Source organism: Actinophytocola algeriensis (assembly GCF_014203735.1).
GTDB lineage: Bacteria > Actinomycetota > Actinomycetes > Mycobacteriales > Pseudonocardiaceae > Actinophytocola > Actinophytocola algeriensis.
Genome location: NZ_JACHJQ010000003.1, coordinates 1094525 through 1117450 on the forward strand (window position 1 = coordinate 1094525; position 22926 = coordinate 1117450).

At 70.4% G+C, this 22926-nt stretch carries 26 protein-coding genes; 14 read left to right on the plus strand and 12 right to left on the minus strand.

Features of this window, described 5'->3' with window-relative positions; genetic code table 11:
• The first annotated feature begins 1 nt into the window (after position 1).
• On the plus strand, positions 2-1627 hold the full coding sequence (gene groL / locus FHR82_RS17580) for a chaperonin GroEL (RefSeq protein WP_184811434.1): 1626 nt from the start codon (positions 2-4) through the stop codon (positions 1625-1627).
• Positions 1628-1723: 96 nt separating this feature from the next.
• Here the strand turns inward: groL and FHR82_RS17585 are convergent, their stop codons facing one another.
• The 8 genes from FHR82_RS17585 to FHR82_RS17620 all read right to left on the minus strand — a co-directional run bounded on the left by FHR82_RS17585 (position 1724) and on the right by FHR82_RS17620 (position 8528).
• Complete coding sequence (locus tag FHR82_RS17585; protein ID WP_184811435.1) at positions 1724-2422, minus strand: Abi-alpha family protein; 699 nt, start codon at positions 2420-2422, stop codon at positions 1724-1726.
• A gap of 1 nt (position 2423) precedes the next feature.
• Positions 2424-3719: a DUF445 domain-containing protein gene (locus tag FHR82_RS17590; protein WP_311771127.1), complete on the minus strand. Its 1296-nt coding sequence runs from the start codon at positions 3717-3719 to the stop codon at positions 2424-2426.
• 61 nt (positions 3720-3780) lie between these two features.
• Positions 3781-6471: a CHAT domain-containing protein gene (locus tag FHR82_RS17595; protein ID WP_311771128.1), complete on the minus strand. Its 2691-nt coding sequence runs from the start codon at positions 6469-6471 to the stop codon at positions 3781-3783.
• A 55-nt stretch (positions 6472-6526) separates the two neighbouring features.
• A complete protein-coding gene (locus FHR82_RS17600; RefSeq protein ID WP_184811593.1) occupies positions 6527-6682 on the minus strand; it encodes a hypothetical protein in 156 nt (51 codons plus the stop codon).
• 113 nt (positions 6683-6795) lie between these two features.
• A complete protein-coding gene (locus FHR82_RS17605; RefSeq protein WP_184811437.1) occupies positions 6796-7260 on the minus strand; it encodes a carboxypeptidase regulatory-like domain-containing protein in 465 nt (154 codons plus the stop codon).
• Positions 7257-7859: an RNA polymerase sigma factor gene (locus tag FHR82_RS17610; protein WP_184811438.1), complete on the minus strand. Its 603-nt coding sequence runs from the start codon at positions 7857-7859 to the stop codon at positions 7257-7259. The genes FHR82_RS17605 and FHR82_RS17610 overlap by 4 nt, the downstream gene beginning before the upstream one ends.
• 141 nt (positions 7860-8000) lie before the next feature.
• Positions 8001-8324 carry a hypothetical protein gene (locus FHR82_RS17615; RefSeq protein WP_184811439.1) on the minus strand — a complete coding sequence of 108 codons (324 nt, stop codon included), beginning with the start codon at positions 8322-8324 and terminating at the stop codon, positions 8001-8003.
• Positions 8325-8333: 9 nt separating this feature from the next.
• Positions 8334-8528, minus strand: coding sequence for a PspC domain-containing protein (locus FHR82_RS17620; protein WP_184811440.1), 195 nt, complete (start codon positions 8526-8528; stop codon positions 8334-8336).
• Positions 8529-8698: 170 nt separating this feature from the next.
• Between FHR82_RS17620 and FHR82_RS17625 the strand changes: the two genes are divergently transcribed.
• Positions 8699-9574 carry an AAA family ATPase gene (locus tag FHR82_RS17625; RefSeq protein ID WP_311771129.1) on the plus strand — a complete coding sequence of 292 codons (876 nt, stop codon included), beginning with the start codon at positions 8699-8701 and terminating at the stop codon, positions 9572-9574.
• A 442-nt stretch (positions 9575-10016) separates the two neighbouring features.
• On the opposite strand, the gene FHR82_RS17630 is transcribed toward FHR82_RS17625, so the two are convergent.
• Positions 10017-10502: a GNAT family N-acetyltransferase gene (locus tag FHR82_RS17630; protein WP_184811442.1), complete on the minus strand. Its 486-nt coding sequence runs from the start codon at positions 10500-10502 to the stop codon at positions 10017-10019.
• On the opposite strand from FHR82_RS17630, the gene FHR82_RS17635 reads away from it, so the two are divergent.
• The 3 genes from FHR82_RS17635 to FHR82_RS17645 are packed head-to-tail and all read left to right on the plus strand — an operon-like array spanning position 10501 to position 13310.
• Positions 10501-11067 carry a helix-turn-helix domain-containing protein gene (locus FHR82_RS17635; protein WP_184811443.1) on the plus strand — a complete coding sequence of 189 codons (567 nt, stop codon included), beginning with the start codon at positions 10501-10503 and terminating at the stop codon, positions 11065-11067. The two genes, FHR82_RS17630 and FHR82_RS17635, sit on opposite strands and share 2 nt — an antisense overlap.
• Before the next feature lie 22 nt (positions 11068-11089).
• Positions 11090-12199 (plus strand): vWA domain-containing protein, encoded by a 1110-nt coding sequence (locus FHR82_RS17640; RefSeq protein WP_311771130.1) that lies wholly within the window; start codon positions 11090-11092, stop codon positions 12197-12199.
• On the plus strand, positions 12192-13310 hold the full coding sequence (locus tag FHR82_RS17645; protein WP_184811445.1) for an XdhC family protein: 1119 nt from the start codon (positions 12192-12194) through the stop codon (positions 13308-13310). The genes FHR82_RS17640 and FHR82_RS17645 overlap by 8 nt, the downstream gene beginning before the upstream one ends.
• A gap of 100 nt (positions 13311-13410) precedes the next feature.
• Here the strand turns inward: FHR82_RS17645 and FHR82_RS17650 are convergent, their stop codons facing one another.
• Both FHR82_RS17650 and FHR82_RS17655 read right to left on the minus strand, forming a co-directional pair.
• Positions 13411-13926 carry a hypothetical protein gene (locus FHR82_RS17650; RefSeq protein WP_184811446.1) on the minus strand — a complete coding sequence of 172 codons (516 nt, stop codon included), beginning with the start codon at positions 13924-13926 and terminating at the stop codon, positions 13411-13413.
• Positions 13923-14288: a DUF4406 domain-containing protein gene (locus FHR82_RS17655; RefSeq protein WP_184811447.1), complete on the minus strand. Its 366-nt coding sequence runs from the start codon at positions 14286-14288 to the stop codon at positions 13923-13925. Before FHR82_RS17655 ends, FHR82_RS17650 begins: the two co-directional genes overlap by 4 nt.
• A 48-nt stretch (positions 14289-14336) precedes the next feature.
• Between FHR82_RS17655 and FHR82_RS17660 the strand changes: the two genes are divergently transcribed.
• Together FHR82_RS17660 and FHR82_RS17665 are read left to right on the plus strand one after the other, a co-directional pair.
• Entirely contained in the window at positions 14337-15068 is a 732-nt protein-coding gene (locus FHR82_RS17660) for a DeoR/GlpR family DNA-binding transcription regulator (RefSeq protein ID WP_184811448.1), read from the plus strand.
• 63 nt (positions 15069-15131) lie between these two features.
• A complete protein-coding gene (locus FHR82_RS17665; RefSeq protein ID WP_184811449.1) occupies positions 15132-15656 on the plus strand; it encodes a putative immunity protein in 525 nt (174 codons plus the stop codon).
• Here FHR82_RS17665 and rarD read toward each other — a convergent pair.
• Positions 15631-16569 carry an EamA family transporter RarD gene (rarD, locus tag FHR82_RS17670; RefSeq protein ID WP_311771131.1) on the minus strand — a complete coding sequence of 313 codons (939 nt, stop codon included), beginning with the start codon at positions 16567-16569 and terminating at the stop codon, positions 15631-15633. The genes FHR82_RS17665 and rarD overlap by 26 nt on opposite strands.
• 186 nt (positions 16570-16755) lie before the next feature.
• Between rarD and FHR82_RS17675 the strand changes: the two genes are divergently transcribed.
• From FHR82_RS17675 to FHR82_RS17705, 7 genes are all read left to right on the plus strand, one after another.
• Entirely contained in the window at positions 16756-17280 is a 525-nt protein-coding gene (locus FHR82_RS17675; protein WP_184811450.1) for a (2Fe-2S)-binding protein, read from the plus strand.
• Positions 17277-19730, plus strand: a complete 2454-nt coding sequence (locus tag FHR82_RS17680; RefSeq protein WP_184811451.1) for a xanthine dehydrogenase family protein molybdopterin-binding subunit — start codon at positions 17277-17279, stop codon at positions 19728-19730. The genes FHR82_RS17675 and FHR82_RS17680 overlap by 4 nt, the downstream gene beginning before the upstream one ends.
• Positions 19727-20581, plus strand: coding sequence for an FAD binding domain-containing protein (locus tag FHR82_RS17685; RefSeq protein WP_184811452.1), 855 nt, complete (start codon positions 19727-19729; stop codon positions 20579-20581). Before FHR82_RS17680 ends, FHR82_RS17685 begins: the two co-directional genes overlap by 4 nt.
• Positions 20582-20648: 67 nt before the next feature.
• Complete coding sequence (locus FHR82_RS17690; protein WP_184811453.1) at positions 20649-21485, plus strand: SRPBCC family protein; 837 nt, start codon at positions 20649-20651, stop codon at positions 21483-21485.
• Between the two features lie 130 nt (positions 21486-21615).
• Positions 21616-22254, plus strand: a complete 639-nt coding sequence (locus FHR82_RS17695) for a RelA/SpoT-related domain-containing protein (protein ID WP_184811454.1) — start codon at positions 21616-21618, stop codon at positions 22252-22254.
• Complete coding sequence (locus FHR82_RS17700) at positions 22251-22652, plus strand: hypothetical protein (protein ID WP_184811455.1); 402 nt, start codon at positions 22251-22253, stop codon at positions 22650-22652. The genes FHR82_RS17695 and FHR82_RS17700 overlap by 4 nt, the downstream gene beginning before the upstream one ends.
• Positions 22653-22662: 10 nt before the next feature.
• A complete protein-coding gene (locus tag FHR82_RS17705; protein WP_221463817.1) occupies positions 22663-22896 on the plus strand; it encodes a hypothetical protein in 234 nt (77 codons plus the stop codon).
• Positions 22897-22926: the final 30 nt, after the last annotated feature.

The following is a 22926-nucleotide window of genomic DNA, read 5'->3' on the forward strand; positions in this document are numbered from 1 at the left end:
AATGGCCAAGTTGATCGCTTTCGACGAGGAGGCGCGCCGCGGTCTCGAGCGGGGCCTGAACATCCTCGCCGACGCCGTCAAGGTGACGCTCGGCCCCCGTGGCCGCAACGTCGTGCTCGAGAAGAAGTGGGGCGCGCCCACCATCACCAACGATGGTGTCTCCATCGCCAAGGAGATCGAGCTCGAGGACCCGTGGGAGAAGATCGGGGCCGAGCTCGTCAAGGAGGTCGCCAAGAAGACCGACGACGTCGCCGGTGACGGCACCACGACCGCGACCGTGCTCGCCCAGGCGCTTGTGCGCGAGGGCCTGCGCAACGTCGCGGCGGGCGCCGACCCGCTGTCGCTGAAGCGCGGCATCGAGCAGGCCGTCGAGGCCATCACCGAGCAGCTGCACAAGATGTCGCGCGAGGTCGAGACCAAGGAGCAGATCGCCGCGACCGCGTCGATCTCCGCCGCTGACACCACGATCGGCGAGCTCATCGCCGAGGCGCTGGACAAGGTCGGCAAGGAAGGCGTCGTCACCGTCGAGGAGAGCAACGCACTCGGTATGGAGCTGGAGCTCACCGAGGGCATGCGCTTCGACAAGGGTTACCTGGCCGGTTACTTCGTGACCGACCCGGAGCGCCAGGAGGCGACCCTCGAGGACCCGTACATCCTGCTGTTCGGCTCGAAGATCTCCGCCGTCAAGGACCTGCTCCCGGTGCTGGAGAAGGTCATGCAGGCGTCGAAGCCGCTGCTGATCATCGCCGAGGACGTCGAGGGCGAGGCCCTGGCGACCCTGGTGGTCAACAAGATCCGCGGCACCTTCAAGTCCGTCGCCGTCAAGGCTCCGGGCTTCGGCGACCGCCGCAAGGCGATCCTGCAGGACATCGCCACCCTGACCGGTGGCCAGGTCATCTCCGAGGACGTGGGCCTCAAGCTGGAGAACGCCGACATCTCGCTGCTGGGCCGTGCCCGCAAGGTCGTCGTGACCAAGGACGAGACCACGATCGTCGAGGGTGCGGGTGACGCCGAGCAGATCCAGGGCCGCGTCAACCAGATCCGCAACGACATCGCGAACTCGGACTCGGACTACGACCGCGAGAAGCTGCAGGAGCGCCTGGCCAAGCTGGCCGGCGGTGTTGCGGTGATCAAGGCCGGCGCCGCGACCGAGGTCGAGCTGAAGGAGCGCAAGCACCGCATCGAGGACGCGGTGCGCAACGCCAAGGCTGCCGTCGAGGAGGGCATCGTCGCCGGTGGCGGCGTCGCGCTGCTCCAGGCCGCCGAGGAGGCCTTCGCGGGCCTCAAGCTCACGGGCGACGAGGCGACCGGTGCCAACATCGTCAAGGTGGCCGTCGAGGCCCCGCTGAAGCAGATCGCTGTGAACGCGGGCCACGAGGGTGGCGTCGTGGTGGAGAAGGTCAAGGGCCTGCCGCAGGGCCACGGCCTGAACGCCGCCACGGGCGAGTACGAGGACCTGCTCGCGGCCGGCGTGCCGGACCCGACCAAGGTCACCCGCTCGGCGCTGCAGAACGCCGCGTCGATCGCCGCGCTGTTCCTGACGACCGAGGCTGTCGTCGCGGACAAGCCGGAGAAGTCCGCGGCCCCCGCGGGCGGCGGCGACCCCACCGGCGGCATGGACTTCTGATCCAGCCACGGTAGGTAGCCAGCTGTTCCGAAGGGCCCTGGGCGCGAAAGCGCTCAGGGCCCTTCGGCATTTCCCAACCCGGCGAGAAACGAACGCTCAGTCCATGGGCAGACAGGTGCGGCAGAAGTCCTCACCGAACGGGGTCAGGTGAATGCTGCGTCGAATGGTCTTCCCGGCACGACCGGCCCGGGCGATGGCCTCCTGAACCTCTGGCTGGACCTCCACCACCTGGTACCGCTCCGGTTCGACCTCTTCCCGCGAATACCAGACCAACCCCAACCGGAACAGGTTGTTCAAGTAGGCGTTCGTCCGGTCGAGGCGCCGAACGCCGGCCAGCCGCCCGACCATCGACAACCCGGCCTCGATCAGTTCCGAGCCGATCCCCAGTGGACGGTTGGTCCGCACGTCGACCATCGGCTGCGGGCCCTCGCGGAAGAGGAAGCGCAGCATGCGCGCCTCGTCCGGGGTGAGCTCGCCCAGGATTCGTTCGTACGCGGGATGGGTGTCCTCCACGAAGTGCACGTCCGATGACCGGCGCAGCAACTCCGCCCCTCGCGCCCGCAACTCGGCCGTGGAGGCGTCGTGTTCGTCCGGCGCGGGCTGCACGCCCAGCACCGACTGCGCCGCGGCACGCAGCTCCGCGCCGAGGTCCTGTGCGATCTTCACCGGTGGCTCACCGGCCGCCAGCCCGCGCACCACCCGCTGTCCCGTGTGGACGGAAGTCTGCACGACCCACTGCGCGGTGGACAGTCCCGCGTTCGCGGCTATCCGCAGCAGTCCCCATGAAGAAGCCATCTCACACCCCGAAGATCGCCAGATGGATGAGCCCGGCGCCGACGCCGAGCACTCCGCCGTGCACGAACAACAGCCACTCGTCCTGTTTGATGGCCGACCGCAGCAGTTCGTTGAACTCGTCATACCGCAGCTGCCGCATCTGCCGCGCGACGAACGCCCTGATCTTGCCCGCCTGCTGCCTGCCGAACTCCGTGTCGCCGAAGACCGACGCGAACTCCACGGCCTCGTGCGCCACCGCGTCGCGGATCCGGTCGTACCGCTCGGTGCCGATGCCGACCCGCACCGCCGACCGCGCGAACCCGATCGCGTCGTCCACCGCGGGCCGCAGCGAGGTCTCCAGCATCTGCCGCGTGCGGTCCGAGCGCGGGCCGAACAGCAGTTCGTCGCCGATGTTCTTCATGTTGATGACGTCGTCGGAGATGATCTTGGCCATCACATCGCTCACCTCCGGCTGCCGCCGCAGGAACAGCCCGTGGAACCGGAACGGGCCGACGCGTCTCGGGAACACCGGCTCGAAGATCATCTTGATGCCGATCCAGTTGGCGACCCAGCCGATCACCGCGCCGCCGAGCGGCAGCACCCACCAGTACGGCAGCGCCTCCAGCAGGAACACCAGCCCGATGCCTGCCGGGAAACCGAAGTAGAACCCGAAGTTCTGCATGAACCGCAGCTCCTTGCGGCCCACCTCGCGGAGCATGTCGTTCATCAGCTCCGGGTGCTCCTCGAAGTGCCGGATCACCAGCAGCTTCGCGTCGATGAGCTGCTCGATGTGCTCGCCGAGCTGGTCGGTGAGGCCGCGCACGATCACCGGCAGCCGCCGCTGGATCCTGGCGTGCACCGCCGACTTGATCACCGGCGGCAGGTCGTGCCACAGCCGCGGGTGCTCGCGTTCCATGATCCGTTCGACCACGCCGCGGATCTCCTCGCGCGCGGTCGCCGCGATGTGGTCGGCGATCTTGTCCGGTTCGAACTCGCGGTAGAAGTCGCCGATGCTGCCCACTTTGAGCAGTGCCTTGTCGACGGAGATCGAGGCCATCTTGGACACCCGCGACGGGATGATGCCCTGCCAGCCGAACCGGCCGTCGTGCGTGATCGCGGGGATGACCTGCACGCGCCTCGGCAGGTAGGGGTACAGGAACCGCAGCCCCGGCCACCGGATGCCGTGGAACCGCATCGGCTGGAACAGCATGATCACGCCGGTCCAGTTGGTGACGTACCCGATGACGCCGGTGAACAGCGGCACGGAGATCAGGTGCGTGAGGAACCGCGAGTCCGACCAGTCGATAGCCAGGATCACCGTTCGCCCCCCTCGCAAGCCGATGACCCATGGTCAGTGGTCAACGATCTTCGTGCAATGCCTAACCCGCGCCCAGCAGGATAAACGGCCGCCGGAGGGGGTCGGCGGCGGTCGCCTCCGCGAGCGCGCGGGCGGGGCTGACGCCCGACGCGACCCGCCGGTGGTAGTCGGTCATGGTGTCCGCGAGGTCGGCGGCGAGGTCCGGCTGGTTGGTGAGGCGGCGGTGGTAGTCGGTCATCGTCAGCGCGGCAGACCGGTGCCCGACCCGGTTCACGGCCGCGACCACGGTCCGCGACCCGCTCGCGAGCATCGCGCCGGCGAACCCGAGCGGCTCGTCCCCCGGCCGGATGTGCGACAGCGCCAGCTCGCACGCGCCGAGCACGATGTGCGCCGGCGGCCGCCGCAGCCGCGCCACCTCGTGCGCGAGCAGCCCGCCGTCGTGCAGCTCCAGGCGGGAGAACATCGCGTTGGCGGCCTCGTGCGTGCCGTGCGCGGCGATGTGGACGAGCTTCGCACCGTCCATCGCGGACAGCACCGCGGCGGTCGTCGCCTCCGCGCCGTCCAGGACGATCGCCTCCGGGTACACCTCCCGCAGCTGGTCCAGCTCGGTCGCCGACGTCGGCAGGTCCGGCCCGCGTACCAGCACGACCGGTCCGTCGGCGGGCACGACCTCGTCCGCGCTGATCCACGCGGTCGCCGACGGCGCCACCGACACTGCCCGCCCCCGCAGCGAGGGCAGCGACTCCCACGGCACCGAGTACAGCCCCCCGAACGGCACGACGACCAGCTCCCGGTCGCCGAGCAGGTCCGCCGGGATCCCGTGCTCGCCGAACAACAGGTCGTCGAGCGTGGTGATGCGCCGCAGCGCGGACTGGGACACGGCCTGGCGGAGCGGCTCGATCAGCTCGTCGGGCGCCAGTGCGTCGAGGTCCGCGTGCAGCTGGCGGGCGATCTCCAGCACGGCCTCTTTCGGCCCGAGGCGGACGAGCTTGGTCCGTCCACCGGAGACGATCACGGCGGCCAGGTCGCGGTCGGGGCCCGCGAAGCTGATCAACGCCCGGTCGCCAAGCCGCTCGATGATCTCGGCCGGGGCGGCGACGGGCCGCGGCCGTCCCCAGTGGGAGGTGTGCCAGCCGAGGCGGCTGACCTCACGCTGCAGTGCGGCCGAGCGGCGTTCGAGGTGCGTGACCGCGCGGCGTTCGAGGCGGGCCTGCTGCACGGTCCGCAGTACGGTCCGCAGCTCGGTGACCCGGCTGGCCAGCTCGGGGTCGTCGATCGCGGGCAGCGGTTCGTAGCGGTACACCTGCGCGCGGGTGCGTTCCTGCCAGGAGAGGACCCGGCGGGCGTCGGCGTCCGAGCGGGCGTCGTCGAGCACCAGGCCGACCGCGAGCCTGCCCAGCTCGATGCCGTGCACGGCGGTGCCGCACACCAGGTCGAGCCCGCCCATCCGGTCGCGGACCGCGCCCAGCTCGTCGAACCCGGCCTTGGCCTGGGCGAGGGCGGTCCGCTTCTGCCCGTGGGCGAGCGCGACCTCCGCACGGCAGAGCCTGCGCATCACCTTGTGGTCGATCGGCTCGATCCGGCTGGGCTGCGGCACCTCGTCGAGCAGCTGCGCGGCGGCGTCGACCTGGCCGCGGCGCAGCAACAGCCGCACCGCGAGCATCCTGGCCAGCGCGGCCTCGTCGGTCAGCCCGACCGCCGACAACCGTTCCGCGAGCCGGGTGGGGGCCGCGGCGGCCGGCCTGCCGGAGCCGTCCGACAGCGCGGCGGTGACCTCGGCGCGCACCTTCGTGAGCGCGGCGACCTCCGCCCACGACTCGCTGCCGCGCTTGACGAACCGCCTGCGCGCGGACTCCGCGAGCTTCTTCGCCATCGTCAGGTCGCCCTCCAGCAGCGCGGCCGCCGCCCTGGCGATCTCCGCCTCTGCGAGGTCCTGGCTGACCTTCTGCTCCCGCAGGCTCGGCAGGGCCTCGTCGAGGTACCGCGCCGCGTCCTCGGCGAGCCCCGCGGTGAGCAGCGCCCTGGCGAGGTCGATCTGGGTGCGTGGCACCAGGCCGGGCGCGAGGTCGCGAAACGCCCGTTCCGCGTTCTGGTAGTGGTCGAGCGCCACCGGGACGTCGCCGGTGAGCTGGGCGATGTCGCCGAGGTTGCCCTGCGCCTTCGCGCGGAGGCGGGACAGGCCGTGCTCGTCGGCGAGCGCGATCACGCGGTGCATGTCGGCCTCGGCGGGGCCGGGTTTGCCGTCGGCGATGTGGGTGAGGCCGCGGTTCATGATCACGCGGGCCAGTACCTCGGGGTCGAGGTCGGAGTCGGTGAGCGCGCCCTCGAGCAGGGGGATCGCGCGGTCGAACAGTTCCAGCGCCTCGGCGGTGCGGCCGGTGCGGTGCAGCACGAGCGCGCGCTGGCTGTCGACGAGCCCCAGCATGCCCGCGCGCCGCGGCCCGCCGGACAGGCCGCTCGCGAGTGCGTTGGCGGTGCCGAGGTGCGCGAGGCCCCCCGGCACCGACCCGGCTTCCGCTTCCGTGTAGCCGAGGCTGACGAGCACGCGGATGCGCATCGTGACCGCGTGGACGTCGGTGTCGTCCACCGGGAGCGCCTGCAGCGCGAGCTGCAGCAGTTTGACCGCTTCGGCGGGTCGTCCCGCCGCAGCGACCTCGACGGCTTTCCCCCTGAGGTCGGCTGCGGCGGCGACGCCGTTGCCGGATGTGGTGCTGTCCGCGGCGGTCCCGCCCTTGCTCAGGCGTTGTGACACATCACCAATGGCACCACACGTGTCACCCCGTGCGCGATGTCGGGGCAGTTGATCGTCAGGCCGGCGATCCCGTCGGGATGCTGTTGCCCTCGTGGTGGCCCATCGGTTCCGCATTGCCCTCGTGGTGGCCGGTGGTGTGGGCCGTCGAGCCGCACTCGGCACAGGGCGGCTGCGGGTTGGTCGGATCCTTGGTGATCGTGGTCTCCGTCATTCCTGATCTCCCCTCTCGTCGGAATGCTGCGTATTCACCTACATAAGAGGCGAACATTCACAGTGAGATACAGCAGAATATCTGCCGTTCGGGGGAGTTGGGGGCTATTCGGGTTACAAATCGACAGTGGGTGTGACCACGGTGCGTGACTGCTCGGCATTCATGCGTACAAGTAGCTGGGTGGTGCCCCTCGGCACCTCGGTCAGCACGAAGCGCCCGCCCTCGTCCGCGGTGGTGACGGCGGAGCCGTGGTCGGCGACGCGGACCTCGACGCCGTGGGCCCCGGCGGGCACGAGCCAGCCGTCGATGCGCTGCCGTTCACCGGTTCGGGTGACGTTGACCATGACGGTCAGGTCGCCGACGAAGAACGTGATGGTGCCGGGCATGCCGCCGCGGACACCGGCGAGCGGCCGGTTGTCGGCCCACTGTGCGACCTCGAGTTCGACGTGGCGGTCGATGTCGTCGAGCGCCACGGCGAACTGGGTTCTCTCGACCAGGCCGGGCGGTAGCGGGTCCAGCTCGTTCACGAGCCGCGCCACCTCGGCCATCAGGTCGTCGTCAGTGTGGTTCGTTCTCATGATCCACTGTCCCCGTCGTACAGCGAGCGCAGGTTGTTCAGGCAGCGCCCTCGTGTCGGTCCGATACTCCCGTGCGGCATGTGCAGGGCCTCCGCGACCGCGCGGTACTCCGCCCGGCCCGCGATCACGGTCAGCCGCAGCAGCTCCTGGCAGCGCTGCGAAAGCTTGTGGAACGCGGACCACAGCTGGTGGTCGCGCTCCGTGCGGAGCACTTCGTGTTCGGGAGACGGATCGGTCGTCGGTGTGCGCTCGGCCATCTCCTGGGACAGTTCCACCGTTCCGCCAGCGCGGTGTTGTATCCGGTTGGCCTCACGGCGGGTGGTGGTGATCAGCCAGCCCGCGAGCGCGCGGGGTTCGGTCAACCGGTGCAGGTGCCGCAGCAACGCGAGCCACACCGTCTGCACCACGTCCTCCGCGGTCGTGCGGTCGAGACCGCTGCCGCGGGCGACGTGCCACACCAACGGCGCGAGGTCGGCGACCAGGGCGTCGAACGCCTCCTTGTCACCGTCCCGTGCTGCCAGCATGCATGCCGCGTGCCGGTCCCGGCCCTCGAGCTCAGCCCAAGGCTTGACCATGCTTGCGGTCTGCAGTTCCGTCACCGCTTCCCACCCCGCTTCGAGGGTCGCTCTGCTCGTGGCACCCGCTTATGGTGCCAATCCGTCTTGCCCGAAGTCACCCCGTGTGGGGTCTTACGTTCAAGAGCGTCGGTACGTGATGTAGATACCGACCATTCGGGTGGTTCAAGCAGATTGCGAGATCACTAACAGCAACACCCCGAGCCCGATGACCACACCGGCCAGCAAGGTGCCGCAGCCGACGCCGACAATACCCCGGGTCGACTTCGCGCGGATGGCGAGCAGGTTGGCGACAACCGCGCTGACCAGCACGAACCCGCCGAAAATGGCGGTCGCGACCAGTACGGCGCCGGTCAGGTCCCGCAGCGCGGACCCGAACGCGAGCGCGAGCAGGAAGACGAGGACGGCCCCGGCCAGAGCGAGCGCGGAGGCGAGCAGGACGAGCGCCCGGGCGGTGCCGGGCCGGGAGAACGTCCGCTTCTGGTCCACGCCCGCCGATTATTCCTCCGGCACGACCGCCCAGGCGACCAGGTACAGGATCGCGCCGGTGCCGAACCCGAGCAGCGTCGCGGCGACCAGCAGGATCCGGACCAGCGCCGCGTCCATGCCGAACATCTTGGCGATCCCCCCGCACACCCCGGCGACCATGCGGTCGGAGCGGCTGCGGCGGAGCTTCACAGTCGTCGTGTTCATGACTCCACAGTGGCGCCTCCGGCGGGCGCCGCCATCAGGGATCGACCCTGATCGCACCCTGGCCTTTTGTCGGGGAGGCCGAAATCAGGCTGACGATGGCGGCTGTTCTACCTGCGGTGACTGCCTGCTCGCGGCCGGATTGGTGCCTACCGGCGCAGTACGCTCGGGACGTGGTGACTTCCCCTGATGAGCTGTCGGCGGCCCTCGAGTCGGTCGGCTACCTGCCGGACGAGGGCATCGCGACCGCTGCCTTCCTCGCCCAGCGCCTCGGCCGCCCGCTGTTCTGCGAGGGCGATCCCGGCACCGGCAAGACCTCGCTCGCGGTGGCGCTGTCGCAGGCGCTGTCGGTGCCGTTGATCAAACTGCAGTGCCACGAGGGGATCGACTTCACGCAGGCCCTGTACGACTGGGACTTTCCCCGGCAGCTGCTGCACCTGCGGGCGCTGGAGGCCGCTTCGGGCGGTGCGCTGGATTCCGAGCTGGCGGAGAAGTCCCTCTACTCACGGCGTTTCCTCCTCGCGCGGCCGTTGCTGCGTGCGCTGGAGGAGTCGCCGTGCGTGCTGCTCGTCGACGAGGTCGACCGCGCCGACGACGAGTTCGAGGCTTTCCTGCTCGAGATCCTCGGCGAGAACGCGGTGACCGTGCCCGAGCTCGGCGAGGTGCGGGCTTCGGTGCCGCCGCTGGTGATCCTGACTTCCAACCGCACCCGGGAAGTCCACGACGCGCTGAAGCGGCGGTGTCTGTACCACTGGCTGGAGCATCCGTCCCTGGGGCGCGAGGTCGCCATTCTGCGGCGGCGGTTGCCGGAGTTGCCGGAACGGCTGGCCACGCAGGTGGCCTCGGCGGTGCGGCGGTTGCGGGAGATGGAGTTGCTGAAGCCGCCCGGCGTCGCGGAGTCGTTGGACTGGGCTTCCGCGTTGACCGCGTTGGGGCGGTCGGAACTGGACGCCGCTTCCGCTGCCGCGACCCTGGGGGCGGTGTTGAAGTACCGCGAGGACACGCAGCGGGTGGTCGCGGTCGGGCTGGAAGCGATCTTGGCTGGGTGACCGCGCGAAAGCGGTCGTCCCGGACACCGCGCCGCCGGAATATTCGGTCGCGTTTCTCGTTGTCCTGGGCGATAGTTGTTCTCGGCATGCCACACCGGAGGAGGGCTGATGAGTACCGAACGCAGGGGGAGCGAGCGGTAGCGTCGCCTGATCCGACAAGCAGTCGCCTGCGCGGTGGACCGGTCGCGGTGTTCACCCGCGCGGCGGCTGTGGCGGCCGTCCCCTCCGGCTCCACAGTCCGATGTGGACGGCCGCCCGTAAACCACTCACCGGTTCCCCGCGCCCGGCCTGCTACCTGGCCACGGTCGCGGTGGGGGACCCACCCTGGCGTCGCCCGTGTATCGCGGTCGGCGCCAGGCAGTCCACGCGGCGGCCGCATCCGCCCGGCCGCCGTGCACCTACGCCGGCACCGCCGCCGGGTGCGTGCGGCCGCCGCGTGGAGTCAGAGTTCTCGTTGCAGCAGCAGGGTGTCCAGCCACTGGCCCTGCTTCCAGCCGACCTTCGTCAGCCTGCCCGCCTCCTCGTAGCCGAGGGCTTCGTGCAGGCGCAGGGACGACTCGTCCGGAGCCGCGACCACCACCGCGACCGCCTGCCGGTAGCCGTTTTCCTTGCAGCGCTTTAACAACCTCGCCATCAGCGTGCGGCCGTGGCCCTGGCCCGTCGCGTCCGCCGACAGGTACACCGTGGTCTCCACCGTGTGCCGGTACGCCGGTTTCGGGCGCCACGGGGACGCGTACGCGTAGCCCTTGACGACCCCGTCGACCGTCAGCACCACGAACGGCAGGTCCGCGGCGAGCCGGGATTCCCAGGCGGCGACGGACGGCGGGTCCGTCTCGAACGTGACCACCGAGTCGCGCACGTACGGCTCGAACACCGCGGCCACCCCGGGTGCGTCCGCCGGGACCGCGTCGCGCACTATAGTGGACATGGCGCGCATTATAGAGGAACAGCTGGGCCGGCTGATCAACGCCAAGCGGACCGGGGCCGGGCTGAGCCTCCAGGAGTTGTCGCAGGTCACCGGCGTCAGCGTGAGCATGTTGTCGGCCGTCGAACGGGGCGAGAAGACCCCTACCGTCGTCGTGCTCGACCGGATCGCCGAGGGCCTCGACCTCCGGCTGTCGGCACTGGTGTCCGAGCTGGAGACCGACCGGGTCGTCCTGCGGCGCGCCGCTGCGCAGGACACCGTCGACGAAGACGGCTGGCGGCGGACGATCCTCACCCCGGTCGTGCCGGGGGTGAACTTCGAGTGGATCCGCACGACGCTGCCGCCGCGCACCGACGCGGGGGACTTCCCCGCCTACGCGCCGGGGTCGCACGAGTTCGTCGTCGTCACCGAGGGGACCCTCCACCTGGGAGCCGGTGGGCGCGAGTACGTGCTGGCCGTGGGCGACTCGCTCTACTTCCCCGCCGACGCGGTCCACTCCTACGCCAACCGCGGCGACCTGACCTGCGAGTACTATGTGGCGGCGCTCATCATGCGGCCACGTCGCTGACGCGCGGGTACACAATGGCTGTGTGGACACCGCGGACCCCCTCACCGGACTGGTCGGTTTCGCCGCCGCCCTCCGGGTGGCCGGGTTGCCCGCCGACGCGCAGCGCGTGCAGGCCTACCTCGGGGCCGTCGGCGAGCTCGACATCGCGGATCCGGGGCAGCTGTACTGGGCCGGGCGGTTGACGCTCTGCGCCGAGCCGGACGACCTGCCGCGCTACGACGAGGCCTTCGCCGCCTGGTTCACCGCCGACGAACCTCGCGCCCGCCGCAGGGGAGCGCCGAAACCGAAAGTCGTGACCATGGCCGCGCTCACCGAGGCTCCCTCCGCCAACGGCGAGGAGGAGCGGGCGACCGAGGAGCTGAAGGTCGCCGCCAGTGACGCGGAAGTGTTGCGGCACAGGGACATCTCGGAGCTGACCGCCGTGGAGCGGGAGCACCTGCGGGAGCTGATGGCCACCCTCCACCTCGCCCCGCCACTGCGCCGGTCCATGCGGCTGCGGCCCCACCGCCGGGGGCGGCTCGACTCCGCGCGCATCCTCCGCGCCATGCGCGCCGCGGGCGGGGAGACCGTCCGGCTGGCCTACAAGGACCGGACCCGGCGGCCCCGCCGGGTGGTCCTCCTGCTCGACATCTCCGGGTCCATGACCCCCTACGCCGACGCGTTGATGCGGTTCGCACACGCCGTGGTCCGGGCCGCGCCCACGACCACCGAGGTGTTCACGGTCGGCACGCGGCTGACCCGGTTGTCGCGGCAGCTGCGCAAGCGGGACCCGAGGGAGGCGCTCGCGGCGGCGTCACGGGCGGTGCCGGACTTCGCGGGCGGTACCCGGCTGGGTGAGACCGTCCGGGTGTTTCTCGATCGCTGGGGGCAGCGGGGACTCGCGCGGCGCGCGGTGGTCGTGGTGTTCTCCGACGGCTGGGAACGCGGCGACGCGGCCCTGCTCGGCGAGCAGCTCGCACGCCTGCGGCGGCTCGCGCACAAGGTGCTGTGGGTCAACCCGCACGCCGGCCGGGACGGGTACGCGCCCGTCCAGTCCGGCATCGCGGTCGCCATGCCGCACCTCGACCGGCTGCTGGCCGGACACAGCCTTGCCACGCTCGAGGAATTACTTGTGGAGGTACGCCGTGCGTGACGTGCTTGACGAACTGTTGCGCCGCTACTCGGCGGGGGAGAAGGTCGCGCTCGGCACCGTCGTCGCGACGTTCTCCTCGGCGCCCCGCGCGCCCGGCGCCGCGATGCTCGTCGCGCAGGACGGGACGGTGTCGGGCAGCGTGTCCGGCGGGTGCGTCGAGGGCGCCGTGTACGAGCTGGGCACGCAGGTGCTCGAGGACGGCACGCCGGTGCTGCAGCGCTACGGCGTGAGCGACGACGACGCGTTCGCGGTGGGCCTGACCTGCGGCGGGATCATCGACATCTACGTCGAGTCGATCTCCGCCGCCGACTTCCCGGAGTTCGCGGAGCTCGCCAAGTCGATCCAGACCGAGGAGCCGGTGGCGCTCGCGACGATCGTGGCGCACCCGGACCCGTCCCGGATCGGGCGTCACCTGGTCGTGTGGCCGAACCGGACCGCGGGTGACCTCGGGTCGGCGCGGGCGGAGGCGGCCATCGCGGACGACGCGCGCGGCATGCTCGGCACCGGCCGGACCGGCACGCTGCACTACGGCGCGGAGGGCCAGCGCCGCGGTGAGGGCATGTCGGTGTTCGTCAGCTCGTTCGAGCCGCCGCCGCGCATGCTGGTGTTCGGCGCCATCGACTTCGCGACCGCCATGGCGCGGCTCGGCTCGTACCTGGGCTACCGCGTGACCGTGTGCGACGCGCGGCCGATCTTCGCGACGAAGAGCCGGTTCCCGGACGCCGACGAGGTGGTCGTGAACTGGCCGCACCGGTACCTGGCCGCGGAGGTCGAGGCGGGGCGGATCGACCAGCGCACGGTGGTCGCGGTGCTGACCCACGACCCGAAGTTCGACGTGCCGGTGCTGGAGGTCGCGCTGCGTTGCGAGGCGGGCTACATCGGCGCGATGGGCTCCCGCCGCACCCACGACGACCGCATGCAGCGACTGCGGGACGCGGGCCTGACCGAGGACGAGCTGGCGCGGCTGGCGTCGCCGATCGGCCTCGACCTGGGCGCCCGCACCCCGGAGGAGACCGCGGTGTCGATCGCGGCGGAGATCATCTCGCTGCGGTGGGGCGGCGCGGGCAAGCGGCTGACGGAGGTGTCGGGGCGCATCCACCGGGAGCCGTGACGCCTGTTCGACCGCGGGCGGCCGGCCTCCGGCCCCCTCGAACCACGCCACCCGCGACCACCGACAGTTCCGGTTCGCCGCGGGCGAGTTGTCCACAGGATCAGGTGCGGCGGTACGCCAGGCGGACGCGGCACGGGGACATCTCGTCGGTGATCACCGACATGACTCGCAGCAGGCCGTTGCCGCCGGTGGTGATCAGGTCGGTGATGCCGGTGTCGCCGTCGTCGATGCGCAGGCGCAGGTCCTTCGCGTCCGCGAAGACCGCCGCCTGCAGACCCTCCTCACCCAGCAGGAACGTGCCCGCGGGCGAGGTCGCGAGGGTGCCGTCGAACGGGCGGGCCGACGGTTCCAGCACACCCTCGTCGTCGAACCACGAGATGTCCGCGGCGCCGGTCTCGGTGAACGTGCCGTCCTCCGCGATCGCCAGGGTGAGGCCGGTGTGCGGTGCGAGCGGCGGCTCCCGCGTGAACACCTCGCCCGCGAGCCAGCGGCGGTTGAACTCGTCGAGCGGCAGCCGGACGTCGCCGATGACCAGGTCTCCGTCGTCGTACTGGGTCTCGGGGAACTCCTCCTCGGCGGCCGCGACCAGTTCCCAGCTCCCAACGAACTCGTTCATGCCGGCACGGTAGCGCCCGGCACGTCCTCGATCCGGTGGTACACCGGAAGTCCCCGCTCCCGCGCGATCGCCACGTCCTGGTCCGCGCCCGTCGACTCGCCGGGCAGCCGCAGCACGGCGTCGCAGTGCCGGAGCAGGCGTGCCGCGGTCGGGTACATGATCTCCGCCGCCACCGGGTCGGTGACGCTCGTGCCGCCCGCGCCGCGCAGGACCGGCAGCGCCACCCACTCGCCGATCATCGGCACGTGCCCTGCCTGGAACAACGGCCACGCAGCCGCCTCCAGCTTCGCGAGGTTCGCCGCCATCAGGGCGGGGTCGTCACCGGTGCCGGAGCGGTAGGGGCCTGCGATCAGAATGAGCATGACCCGACCATAACGTGCAACAATCGGCAAGAACAAGGAGGAACGTGCATGCTTGCCGCTGAGAGGCGTGACCTGCTGCTGGCCCGGCTCCGCACGGACGGCAAGGTGATCGCGAAGGAACTGGCCGCCGAGCTGGGCCTTTCCGAGGACAGCGTGCGGCGGGACCTGCGCGAACTGGCCGCGGCCGGGTTGTGCCAGCGGGTGTACGGCGGCGCGCTGCCGGTGTCGCCCGCGGTCGCCGACTACGCGACCCGCACGGCCGTCAGCCTCGACAGCAAGGCGCGGGTGGCGCGGCGCGCGGCGGAGCTGGTCCGGCCCGGCTCGACCGTGATCCTCGACGGCGGCACCACCGCGCTCGCGGTCACCAGGGCGCTGCCTCCCGACCTGGCCGCCACCGTCGTCACGCACAGCCCGACGGTCGCCGCCGCGCTGGTCGAGCACCCGACGGTCGAGGTGTTCCTCATCGGCGGCCGCCTGTTCAAGCACTCGGCGGTCACGTCCGGCGCGGCGGCCGCGGAGGCGGCGGAACGCGTGCAGGCCGACCTGTTCCTGCTCGGCGTCACCGGCGTCCACCCCGAGGCGGGCCTCACCACGGCCGACGCGGACGAGGCCGCCATGAAGCGCCTGCTGTCCCGCCGCGCGGCGGACACGTACGTGCTCGCCAGCGAGGAGAAGATCGGGGCGGCGTCGCCGTTCGAGGTGCTGCCGTGGACCGCGGTGGCGGGCGTGATCACCGACGCGGACGTCCGCCTGCCCGTCCCGGTTCTCCACGCTGGTTGAGACTTCGCGCGACAACTCCGGGGAAAGTCTCAACCGCGTAGTTCAACGATACGGTTGAGACTCATGGATTCGGTGCCGCTGACCGACGACGACCGCCGCGCGCTCGTCACCTGGGCGGCCGACTGCGCGCAGCGGGTGCTCCCGCTGTTCGAGCGGCGCGTGCCGGACGACCCGCGCCCACGGGCCGCGCTCGACGGCACCCGCGCCTTCGCGAACGGCGAGCGGCACCGTGGCCCGCTGCGCCCACTGGCCTGGGCCGCCCTCGCCGCCGCCAAGGAGACCGACGACCCGGTCGCCTACGCCGTCGCCCGTGCCGCGGCCGCCGCGGTCGCGATCCCGTACATCCACCCGATCGCGACCCCGCACCAGGTCAAGCACATCGTGGGCCCTCCGCTGTACGCGGCCCGGGCCCGTGCGCTGGCAGGTGAGGACGCCGACGAGGAGGTCCGCTGGGCCCTCGGCCACGCGGACACCACGGTCCGCGAGGTCACCCGCAGGTTCCCGAGGGGCCGCCACGGCAGGACGGCACTGGGCTCGCTCTCCGCGAAGATCGAGGACGGGCTCAGGGCACCGGCTCCGGCTCGATAGCGCGCGAGCGGCGGCGCAACCCGTCGAAGGTCAGCACGACCAGCGCCAGCCACACGATCCCGAAGCCGAGCCAGCGCTCCAGCGGCATGTACTCGTGGAACACGAGCACGCCGAACGCGAACTGCATGCTCGGCGTCATGTACTGCAGCAGGCCGATCACCGAGAGCGGGATCCGCACGGCCGCCGCGGCGAACGCCAGCAGCGGCACCATCGTCACGAAGCCGCCGCCGACCAGCAGCAGCGTGTGGCCGACGCCCAGCGACGTGAACGTGCCGCCCCCGGAGTACCCCAGGAACACCACGTACGCCAGCGCGGGCAGCAGCGTCACGCTCGTCTCGACGGCCATCGACTCGACCGCGCCAACGTTTGCGAGCTTCTTGACCAGGCCGTACGTGGCGAAGCTGAACGCGAGCACCAGCGCGATCCACGGCACCTCGCCGTAGCCGATGGCCAGCACGACGACCGCCACCAAGCCGAGCCCGACCGCGGTCCACTGCGCCTTCCGCAGCTTCTCCTTGAGCAGCACCACGCCGAGCAGCACCGACACGAGCGGGCCGATGAAGTACCCCAGCGCGGTCTCCACGACGTGCCCGTTGGTGACGCCCCAGATGTAGGCGCCCCAGTTCGCGGAGATCAACACGGCCGCCGCGGCGAGCAGCAGGAACTGTCGCCGGTCGTGCAGCACCGCGCGGAACGACCCGAACCGCCGCGTCCACGCCAGCACGCCGACGACGACCACCAGCGACCAGATCATCCGGTGCGCGAGCGTCTCCAGCGCACCCGCCGACGCGAGCAGCGACCAGTAGAGCGGGAAGAGGCCCCACAGTCCGTACGCGGTGACGCCGAAGGCCACGCCGCGGCGGTGCTCGGCGTCCTGTTCAGTGCGCTGACCAGCGACGGAAGGGGAGGACACCGCAAAATCCTAAGCCATGCGAACGATCGTACTCGAACAATTGAACGAGGATCACACCGCGCGTTTTTGCCCCCAGGTCCACTTTGGCGTCCGTGGACTTGTCCCGGCGCCCTCACGGGGGCAGGCTCACATGCTGTGAGCCCGCTCACGTGACCCGAGCTGAGCACCACCCGGCAGGGAGGCCGTATGCGCATCACCGTGACCGTTGACGGAACGAAGTTCACCGACGATGTTGAACCTCGCCAGTTGCTCGTGCACTACCTCCGAGAGCGGCTAGGCAAGGTCGGCACGGTGGTCGGGTGCGACACGAGCAACTGCGGCGCGTGCACTGTGCACCTCGACGGGCACAGCGTGAAGTCCTGTTCCGTGCTCGCGGTACAGGCCGACGGCTGCGAAGTCACGACCATCGAGGGCCTCGCGCGGGACGGCAACCTCCACCCGGTGCAGCGGGCGTTCCACGACAACCACGCCCTCCAGTGCGGTTTCTGCACCCCCGGCATGATCATGCAGTCGATCGACCTCCTCGCCGACAACCCCGACCCGGACGAGAAGGCCGTGCGGGAAGGCCTCGAGGGCAACCTGTGCCGGTGCACGGGCTACCAGAACATCGTCCGCGCCGTGCGGGACGCTGCCGCCCAGATGCAGGGCGGCGCCGGTCCCGAGGCTGAGCAGGTGGCGGGCGCTCCCGCCACCGCGGGAGGCACGCAGTGACCGCCACGATGGAGCCGGAGGTCGGCAAGTCCCGCCGCCGGAAGGAAGACGCGCGGCTGATCACCGGGCGCACCCGCTGGACCGACAACCTGACGCTGCCCGGCCTGCTGCACATGGCGGTGCTGCGCAGTCCCATGGCGCACGCACGGATCACGAACATCGACGCGTCCGCCGCGAAGGACATGCCTGGCGTGCACGCCGTGTTCACCGGCGCCGACCTCGCGGGCGAGCAGGGGAGCCTGCCGTGCGCGTGGCCGATCACCGAGGACATGAAGTCGCCGGACGCGCCGTCGATCGCGGTCGACAAGGTCAACTTCGCGGGTGAGATCGTGGCCATCGTGGTCGCGCGCAGTGCCTACGAGGCCGCCGACGCGCTCGAGGCCATCGACGTCGACTACGACGACCTGCCGGTCGTGCTCGACATGGCCGCGGCCGTCGAGGACGGTGCCGACCTGGTGCACGAGGAGCTCGGCACCAACAAGAGCGCCACGTGGATCTTCGACTCCGGTGCGGCGGGCACCGGCGGCGACGTCGACGCCGCCATCGCCGGCAGCGAGGTCGTCATCGAGCGCACCTACCGGCAACAGCGCCTGATCCCGGCGTTCATGGAGCCGCGGTCGTTCATGTGCGATCCGACGGGCGACCAGATCACCCTGTGGTCCAGCACCCAGATCCCGCACATCCTGCGGTTCCTGCTGGCCGCGCAGCTCGGCGTGCCGGAACACAAGATCCGCGTGATCGCGCCGGACGTCGGCGGCGGGTTCGGCGGCAAGCTGCAGGTCACGCCGGAGGACTTCCTGACCTTCCTGGTGGCGCGGCGGCTCGGCAAGCCGGTCAAGTACACCGAGTCCCGCAGCGAGAGCCTGTTGTCCGGGCACCACGGCCGCGACCAGATCCAGAAGCTGACGCTGTCGGCGAAGCGCGACGGCACGGTCACCGGCCTCAAGGTCGAGCTGCTCGCCGACATGGGCGCCTACCTGCGGCTGGTCTCGCCGGGCGTGCCGATCCTCGGCGCGTTCATGTTCAACGCGATCTACAAGTTCCCGGCCTACAAGTTCGTGTGCACCAACGTGTTCACGAACAAGGTGCCCACCGACGCCTACCGCGGCGCCGGGCGGCCGGAGGCGACGTACGCGATCGAACGGCTCATGGACGAGCTGGCCGCCGAGCTGGACATGGACCCGATGGCGGTGCGGGAGAAGAACTGGATCGCCCACGAGGAGTTCCCGTTCACGACGGTGTGCGGGCTGACCTACGACTCCGGCAACTACGAGGCCGCGACCGCCAAGGCCATGGAGCTGTTCGGCTACGACGCCCTGCGCGCCGAGCAGAAGGAGCGCCGCGACCGCGGTGACTCCGTCCAGCTCGGCATCGGCATCTCCACGTTCACCGAGATGTGCGGGCTCGCGCCGTCCCGCGTGCTCGGCTCGCTGGCCTACGGCGCGGGCGGCTGGGAGCACGCGGCGATCCGCATGCTGCCGACCGGCAAGGTCGAGGTCGTCACCGGCTCGTCGCCGCACGGCCAGGGCCACGAGACGGCGTGGAGCCAGATCGTCGCCGACCAGCTCGGCGTGCCGTTCGAGGACGTCGAGGTGCTGCACGGCGACACGCAGTCCTCGCACAAGGGCATGGACACCTACGGTTCGCGGTCGCTGACCGTCGGCGCCATGGCCGTCGTCGCCGCGACCGACAAGGTGAAGGCCAAGGCCGCGAAGATCGCCGCGCACATGCTGGAGGCGGGCGAGGACGACGTCGAGTTCCAGGCCGGTTCGTTCCGCGTCCGCGGCACCGGAGCCGAGGCGAAGGGCGTCTCCATCCAGGACGTCGCGCTCGCCGTGTTCGCCGCGCACGACCTGCCCGACGGCGTGGAGCCGAACCTGGACTCGGAGGCAACGTTCGATCCGGAGAACTTCTCGTTCCCGCACGGCACGCACCTGTGCGCGGTCGAGGTGGACACCGAGACCGGGCGGACGACCATCCGGAAGTACGTGTGCGTCGACGACATCGGCAAGGTGGTGAACCCGCTGATCGTCGAGGGCCAGGTGCACGGCGGGCTCGCGCAGGGCATCGCGCAGGCGCTGTTCGAGGAGGCCGTGCACGACGAGTCGGGCACGCTCACCACGGGCACGCTCGCCGACTACCTCGTGCCGTCGGCTGCGGACCTGCCGACGTTCACGACCGACCGCACCGAGACCCCGGCGACGTCGAACGTCCTGGGCGTCAAGGGTGTCGGCGAGGCGGGCACGATCGCCTCGACGCCCGCCGTGGTGAACGCGGTGGTCGACGCGATCCGGCACTTCGGCGTCAACGACGTGCAGATGCCGTGCACCCCGATGCGGGTCTGGCAGGCGATCAACACCGGGCAGACCGACGCGGGCGGGCTCGGGGATGAGGCCGGCGGCGGCCTCGGTTCGATGAACGTCACAGACACCTCAGGAGGCCAGCAGTGATCCCGGCCGCGTTCGACTACGTCGCACCGACCACAGTGGACGACGCGGTGCGCGCGCTGTCCGAGGCAGGCGAGGACGCGAAGATCATCGCGGGCGGGCAGAGCCTGCTGCCCGTGCTGCGGATGCGTCTCGCGGCGCCGTCGAAGCTGATCGACCTCGGCAAGGTGCCCGAGCTCCGCGGCATCCGCGAGGACGGCGACGCCCTGGTGATCGGCGCGATGACCACGCACTACGAGATGCAGCACGACCCGCTCATCGCGGAACACGCCTCACTGCTCGCGCTCACCGCGAACGCGGTCGCGGACCCGCAGGTGCGGCATCGCGGCACGTTCGGCGGATCGTTGGCGCACGCGGACCCGGCGGGCGACCTGCCCGCACCCGCGCTGGCACTGGACGCCGAGATGGTGGTGCGCGGCATGGACGGCACGAGGACCGTGCCCGCCGCGGAGTTCTTCACCGACTTCTTCACCACCGCGCTGCGGCCGGGCGAGATCCTGGTCGAGGTGCGGGTGCCGAAGACGACGGGGTGGAGCGCGCACTACGAGAAGTTCAACCGCGTCGCCCAGGCGTGGTCGATCGTCGCGGTGGCGGCGGCCGTGCGGGTCGAGGGTGGCGCGATCGCCGAGGCCCGCGTGGCACTGACGAACATGGGCTCGACCCCGGTGCGGGCCACGTCGGTGGAGCAGGCGCTGGTGGGCCGGGAGGCCACGCCGTCCGCGATCCGCGACGCGGCCGCGCACGCCGCCGAGGGGACCAGCCCACCGTCGAACGCCGATGCCGACGCCGAGTACCGCAAGCACCTCGCCCGGGTGCTGACTTCTCGTGCGGTGAGCGCGGCGGTCGGCGCATAGGGTGGTCACACAGGGCGGCGCCTCCGTCGCGGAGGTGCCGCCCTTCTACGTCGCCTGAGGAGTAGCCGTGAAGCTGGAGCACTCGTTCACCGTTCCCGCCGACCTCGACACCGTCTGGCAGGCGCTGCTCGACCCGGAACGGGTGGCACCGTGCATGCCGGGCGCCACGCTCACCGAGGTCGACGGCGACACGTTCAAGGGCTCGGTGAAGGTCAAGATGGGCCCCATTTCCCTGCTGTACAAGGGAAGCGGCGAGTTCCTGTCGAAGGACGAGCCGGCGCGGACGGTCGTGATCAAGGCGGCGGGCAAGGACGCCAGGGGCAACGGCACCGCCTCCGCGACGGTGACCGTGTCCCTGGAAGCGGACGGCGCCGCGACGATCGGCAAGGTCGTCACGGACCTGTCGATCACGGGCAAGCCCGCCCAGTTCGGCCGCGGGCTGATCTCCGAGGTGGGCGGCAAGATCCTGGACTCGTTCGCGACCTGCCTGGCCTCGAAACTCGCCCCGTCGACGACCCCCGCGGAGGCCGAGGAGACCCCGAAGCTGTCGGTGGTGGAGAAGGAACGCCCGCAGGCCCCGGCAGCGGCGGAGTCCGCCCCGACCGCCCAACTCCCGGAAGCCGAAGGCGGCAATCCCGCGGCGGCTCCGGCTCCGTCCCCGGCGTCGGTGGCTCAAGCCCAGGCCGAGGCCGAGGCGGTGGCCACGGGCCGGGAAGCCGGTGAGACGGCGTCCGAGCACGCCCCGCGTGCCGCGCGCCCCCGCCTGTCCGCGGTCCCGGAACCTGAGAACGAGCCGATCGACCTGCTCGCGTTCGCCGGTCCGTCGGTGCTCAAGCGCGTGGCGCCACTGGTGGCGGTGGTCGTGGCGGTGCTGATCGTGCTCGGCCTACGCCGCCGCCGCTGACAGTCTTCCGGAACTCAAACGTCCTGTTTTGTATATCTGCGTGTGTAATCAGCGGCTGGTTCACCGTCTCGGTGCTACGCGGTTACACTCCGCTGTGAATTCACGGGTTCGCGGCGGTGGGATTGGTCAAATGGATGCGGACTGGAGTAAATCGCGGATCTCCAGGCTGGGCAAAGCACTGATTTCGACGAACCCGCCTCCGGTGGACCGGCTGCATGAGCTGCACGAGCTGCTCATCGTCTACGACGAAGCACTCGACGCCGCTGTCGCGCGGATTCGCGAAGACATGAACGTCCAGTTGACCTCTCGTCTCAAGAACACGGGAACGATCCTCGAGAAGCTGAGGCGCACGGGTGGTGGATCCCTGCCCAACGTGCAGGACCTGGCCGGGATCCGGATGGTGTTGGACTGCGACCTCACGGAACAGATGCGCTTCGCGCGGAGGGTCGAATCACTCTTCGCGGCCGAGAGCCGACCGCCGAAGATCGTGGACCGGCGCGTTGAGGGACTGCGTGGATACCGGGCCGTTCACGTCATCGTGACGGTGGCCGGCCGCCCGGTCGAAGTGCAGATCAGGACGAGGCTGCAGCATCAGTGGGCGAATCTTTCGAGAAATTCGCGGACATCGCGGGTCGTGGAATCCGCTACGGCGAGCCGCCAGACGAATGGACCGTGTTCTTCGACGTCAGCTTTGAGCGACTCGTCCGTGATGACGCGAGCACCTCGAGAATCCTTGCTGACGAGGTTGGCGGTGGCCGGGGTTTCGTGAGTTTGATTATCGAGTACTTCGGAGTCTTGTCCAGTGAGATCCATGCTTGTGAGGTGGCTGCGACGTTTCACGGCTACCCGGAGTTCCTGGAGCAAAGGATCCCTCCTGACGTGCTTCCGAGCTTGGATGAGCTGGAGCAAAGGAAGGAAGTCGTACTCGAGACGGCTCGTGCGATGGAGAAAAGCGTCGACGGGCTTCTGGGCACGAAGGCGACGTTCGAGACCGAAATAGCAGCCATCAAGGGCGAGCTGTCCGCCTCCGGCGGTGTTCCTGAGACGTCCGTTCTCGACCGCGAAGTTCTGCGGACGGAGCTCCGGAAGCGGTTGGGCCTGGTCAACGAGTCGACTCCGCCTGGAGATGATCCCGTTCCTGCTGACGGCGATGACAGTGAAGGGTAGGCTTATGGCTGTGTACTACACCTTGCTCGTCTACGACCGCGCCCAGGCGGAGCTGCTGGAAGAGCGCGCGTTCGACAGCAAGGCAGAGGCTCTCGCCGCCCGGTTCGATGCCGAGGCTGTACACCGTACGAGTGGCGAGAACATCGAGGTCGTCGTGCTTGCGGCAGAGTCACGGGCCGACCTGATGCGGACCCACTCCAGGTACTTCTACAGCCTTCGTGAGCTGGCCAGTCAGGTCGGCTGACCGATCTGAGGGTTGAGCGCCGTCCTGCGG

Coding starts and splice junctions, on each gene's coding strand:
- FHR82_RS17605 (WP_184811437.1), bottom strand. CDS start 7,260: ATGAGAACGAACCACACTGACGACGACCTGATGGCCGAGGTGGCGCGG.
- FHR82_RS17660 (WP_184811448.1), top strand. CDS start 14,337: ATGCTTGCCGCTGAGAGGCGTGACCTGCTGCTGGCCCGGCTCCGCACG.
- FHR82_RS17635 (WP_184811443.1), top strand. CDS start 10,501: ATGGCGCGCATTATAGAGGAACAGCTGGGCCGGCTGATCAACGCCAAG.
- FHR82_RS17655 (WP_184811447.1), bottom strand. CDS start 14,288: ATGCTCATTCTGATCGCAGGCCCCTACCGCTCCGGCACCGGTGACGAC.
- FHR82_RS17630 (WP_184811442.1), bottom strand. CDS start 10,502: ATGTCCACTATAGTGCGCGACGCGGTCCCGGCGGACGCACCCGGGGTG.
- FHR82_RS17620 (WP_184811440.1), bottom strand. CDS start 8,528: ATGAACACGACGACTGTGAAGCTCCGCCGCAGCCGCTCCGACCGCATG.
- FHR82_RS17600 (WP_184811593.1), bottom strand. CDS start 6,682: ATGACGGAGACCACGATCACCAAGGATCCGACCAACCCGCAGCCGCCC.
- groL (WP_184811434.1), top strand. CDS start 2: ATGGCCAAGTTGATCGCTTTCGACGAGGAGGCGCGCCGCGGTCTCGAG.
- FHR82_RS17695 (WP_184811454.1), top strand. CDS start 21,616: ATGGATGCGGACTGGAGTAAATCGCGGATCTCCAGGCTGGGCAAAGCA.
- FHR82_RS17650 (WP_184811446.1), bottom strand. CDS start 13,926: ATGAACGAGTTCGTTGGGAGCTGGGAACTGGTCGCGGCCGCCGAGGAG.
- FHR82_RS17675 (WP_184811450.1), top strand. CDS start 16,756: ATGCGCATCACCGTGACCGTTGACGGAACGAAGTTCACCGACGATGTT.
- FHR82_RS17665 (WP_184811449.1), top strand. CDS start 15,132: ATGGATTCGGTGCCGCTGACCGACGACGACCGCCGCGCGCTCGTCACC.
- FHR82_RS17585 (WP_184811435.1), bottom strand. CDS start 2,422: ATGGCTTCTTCATGGGGACTGCTGCGGATAGCCGCGAACGCGGGACTG.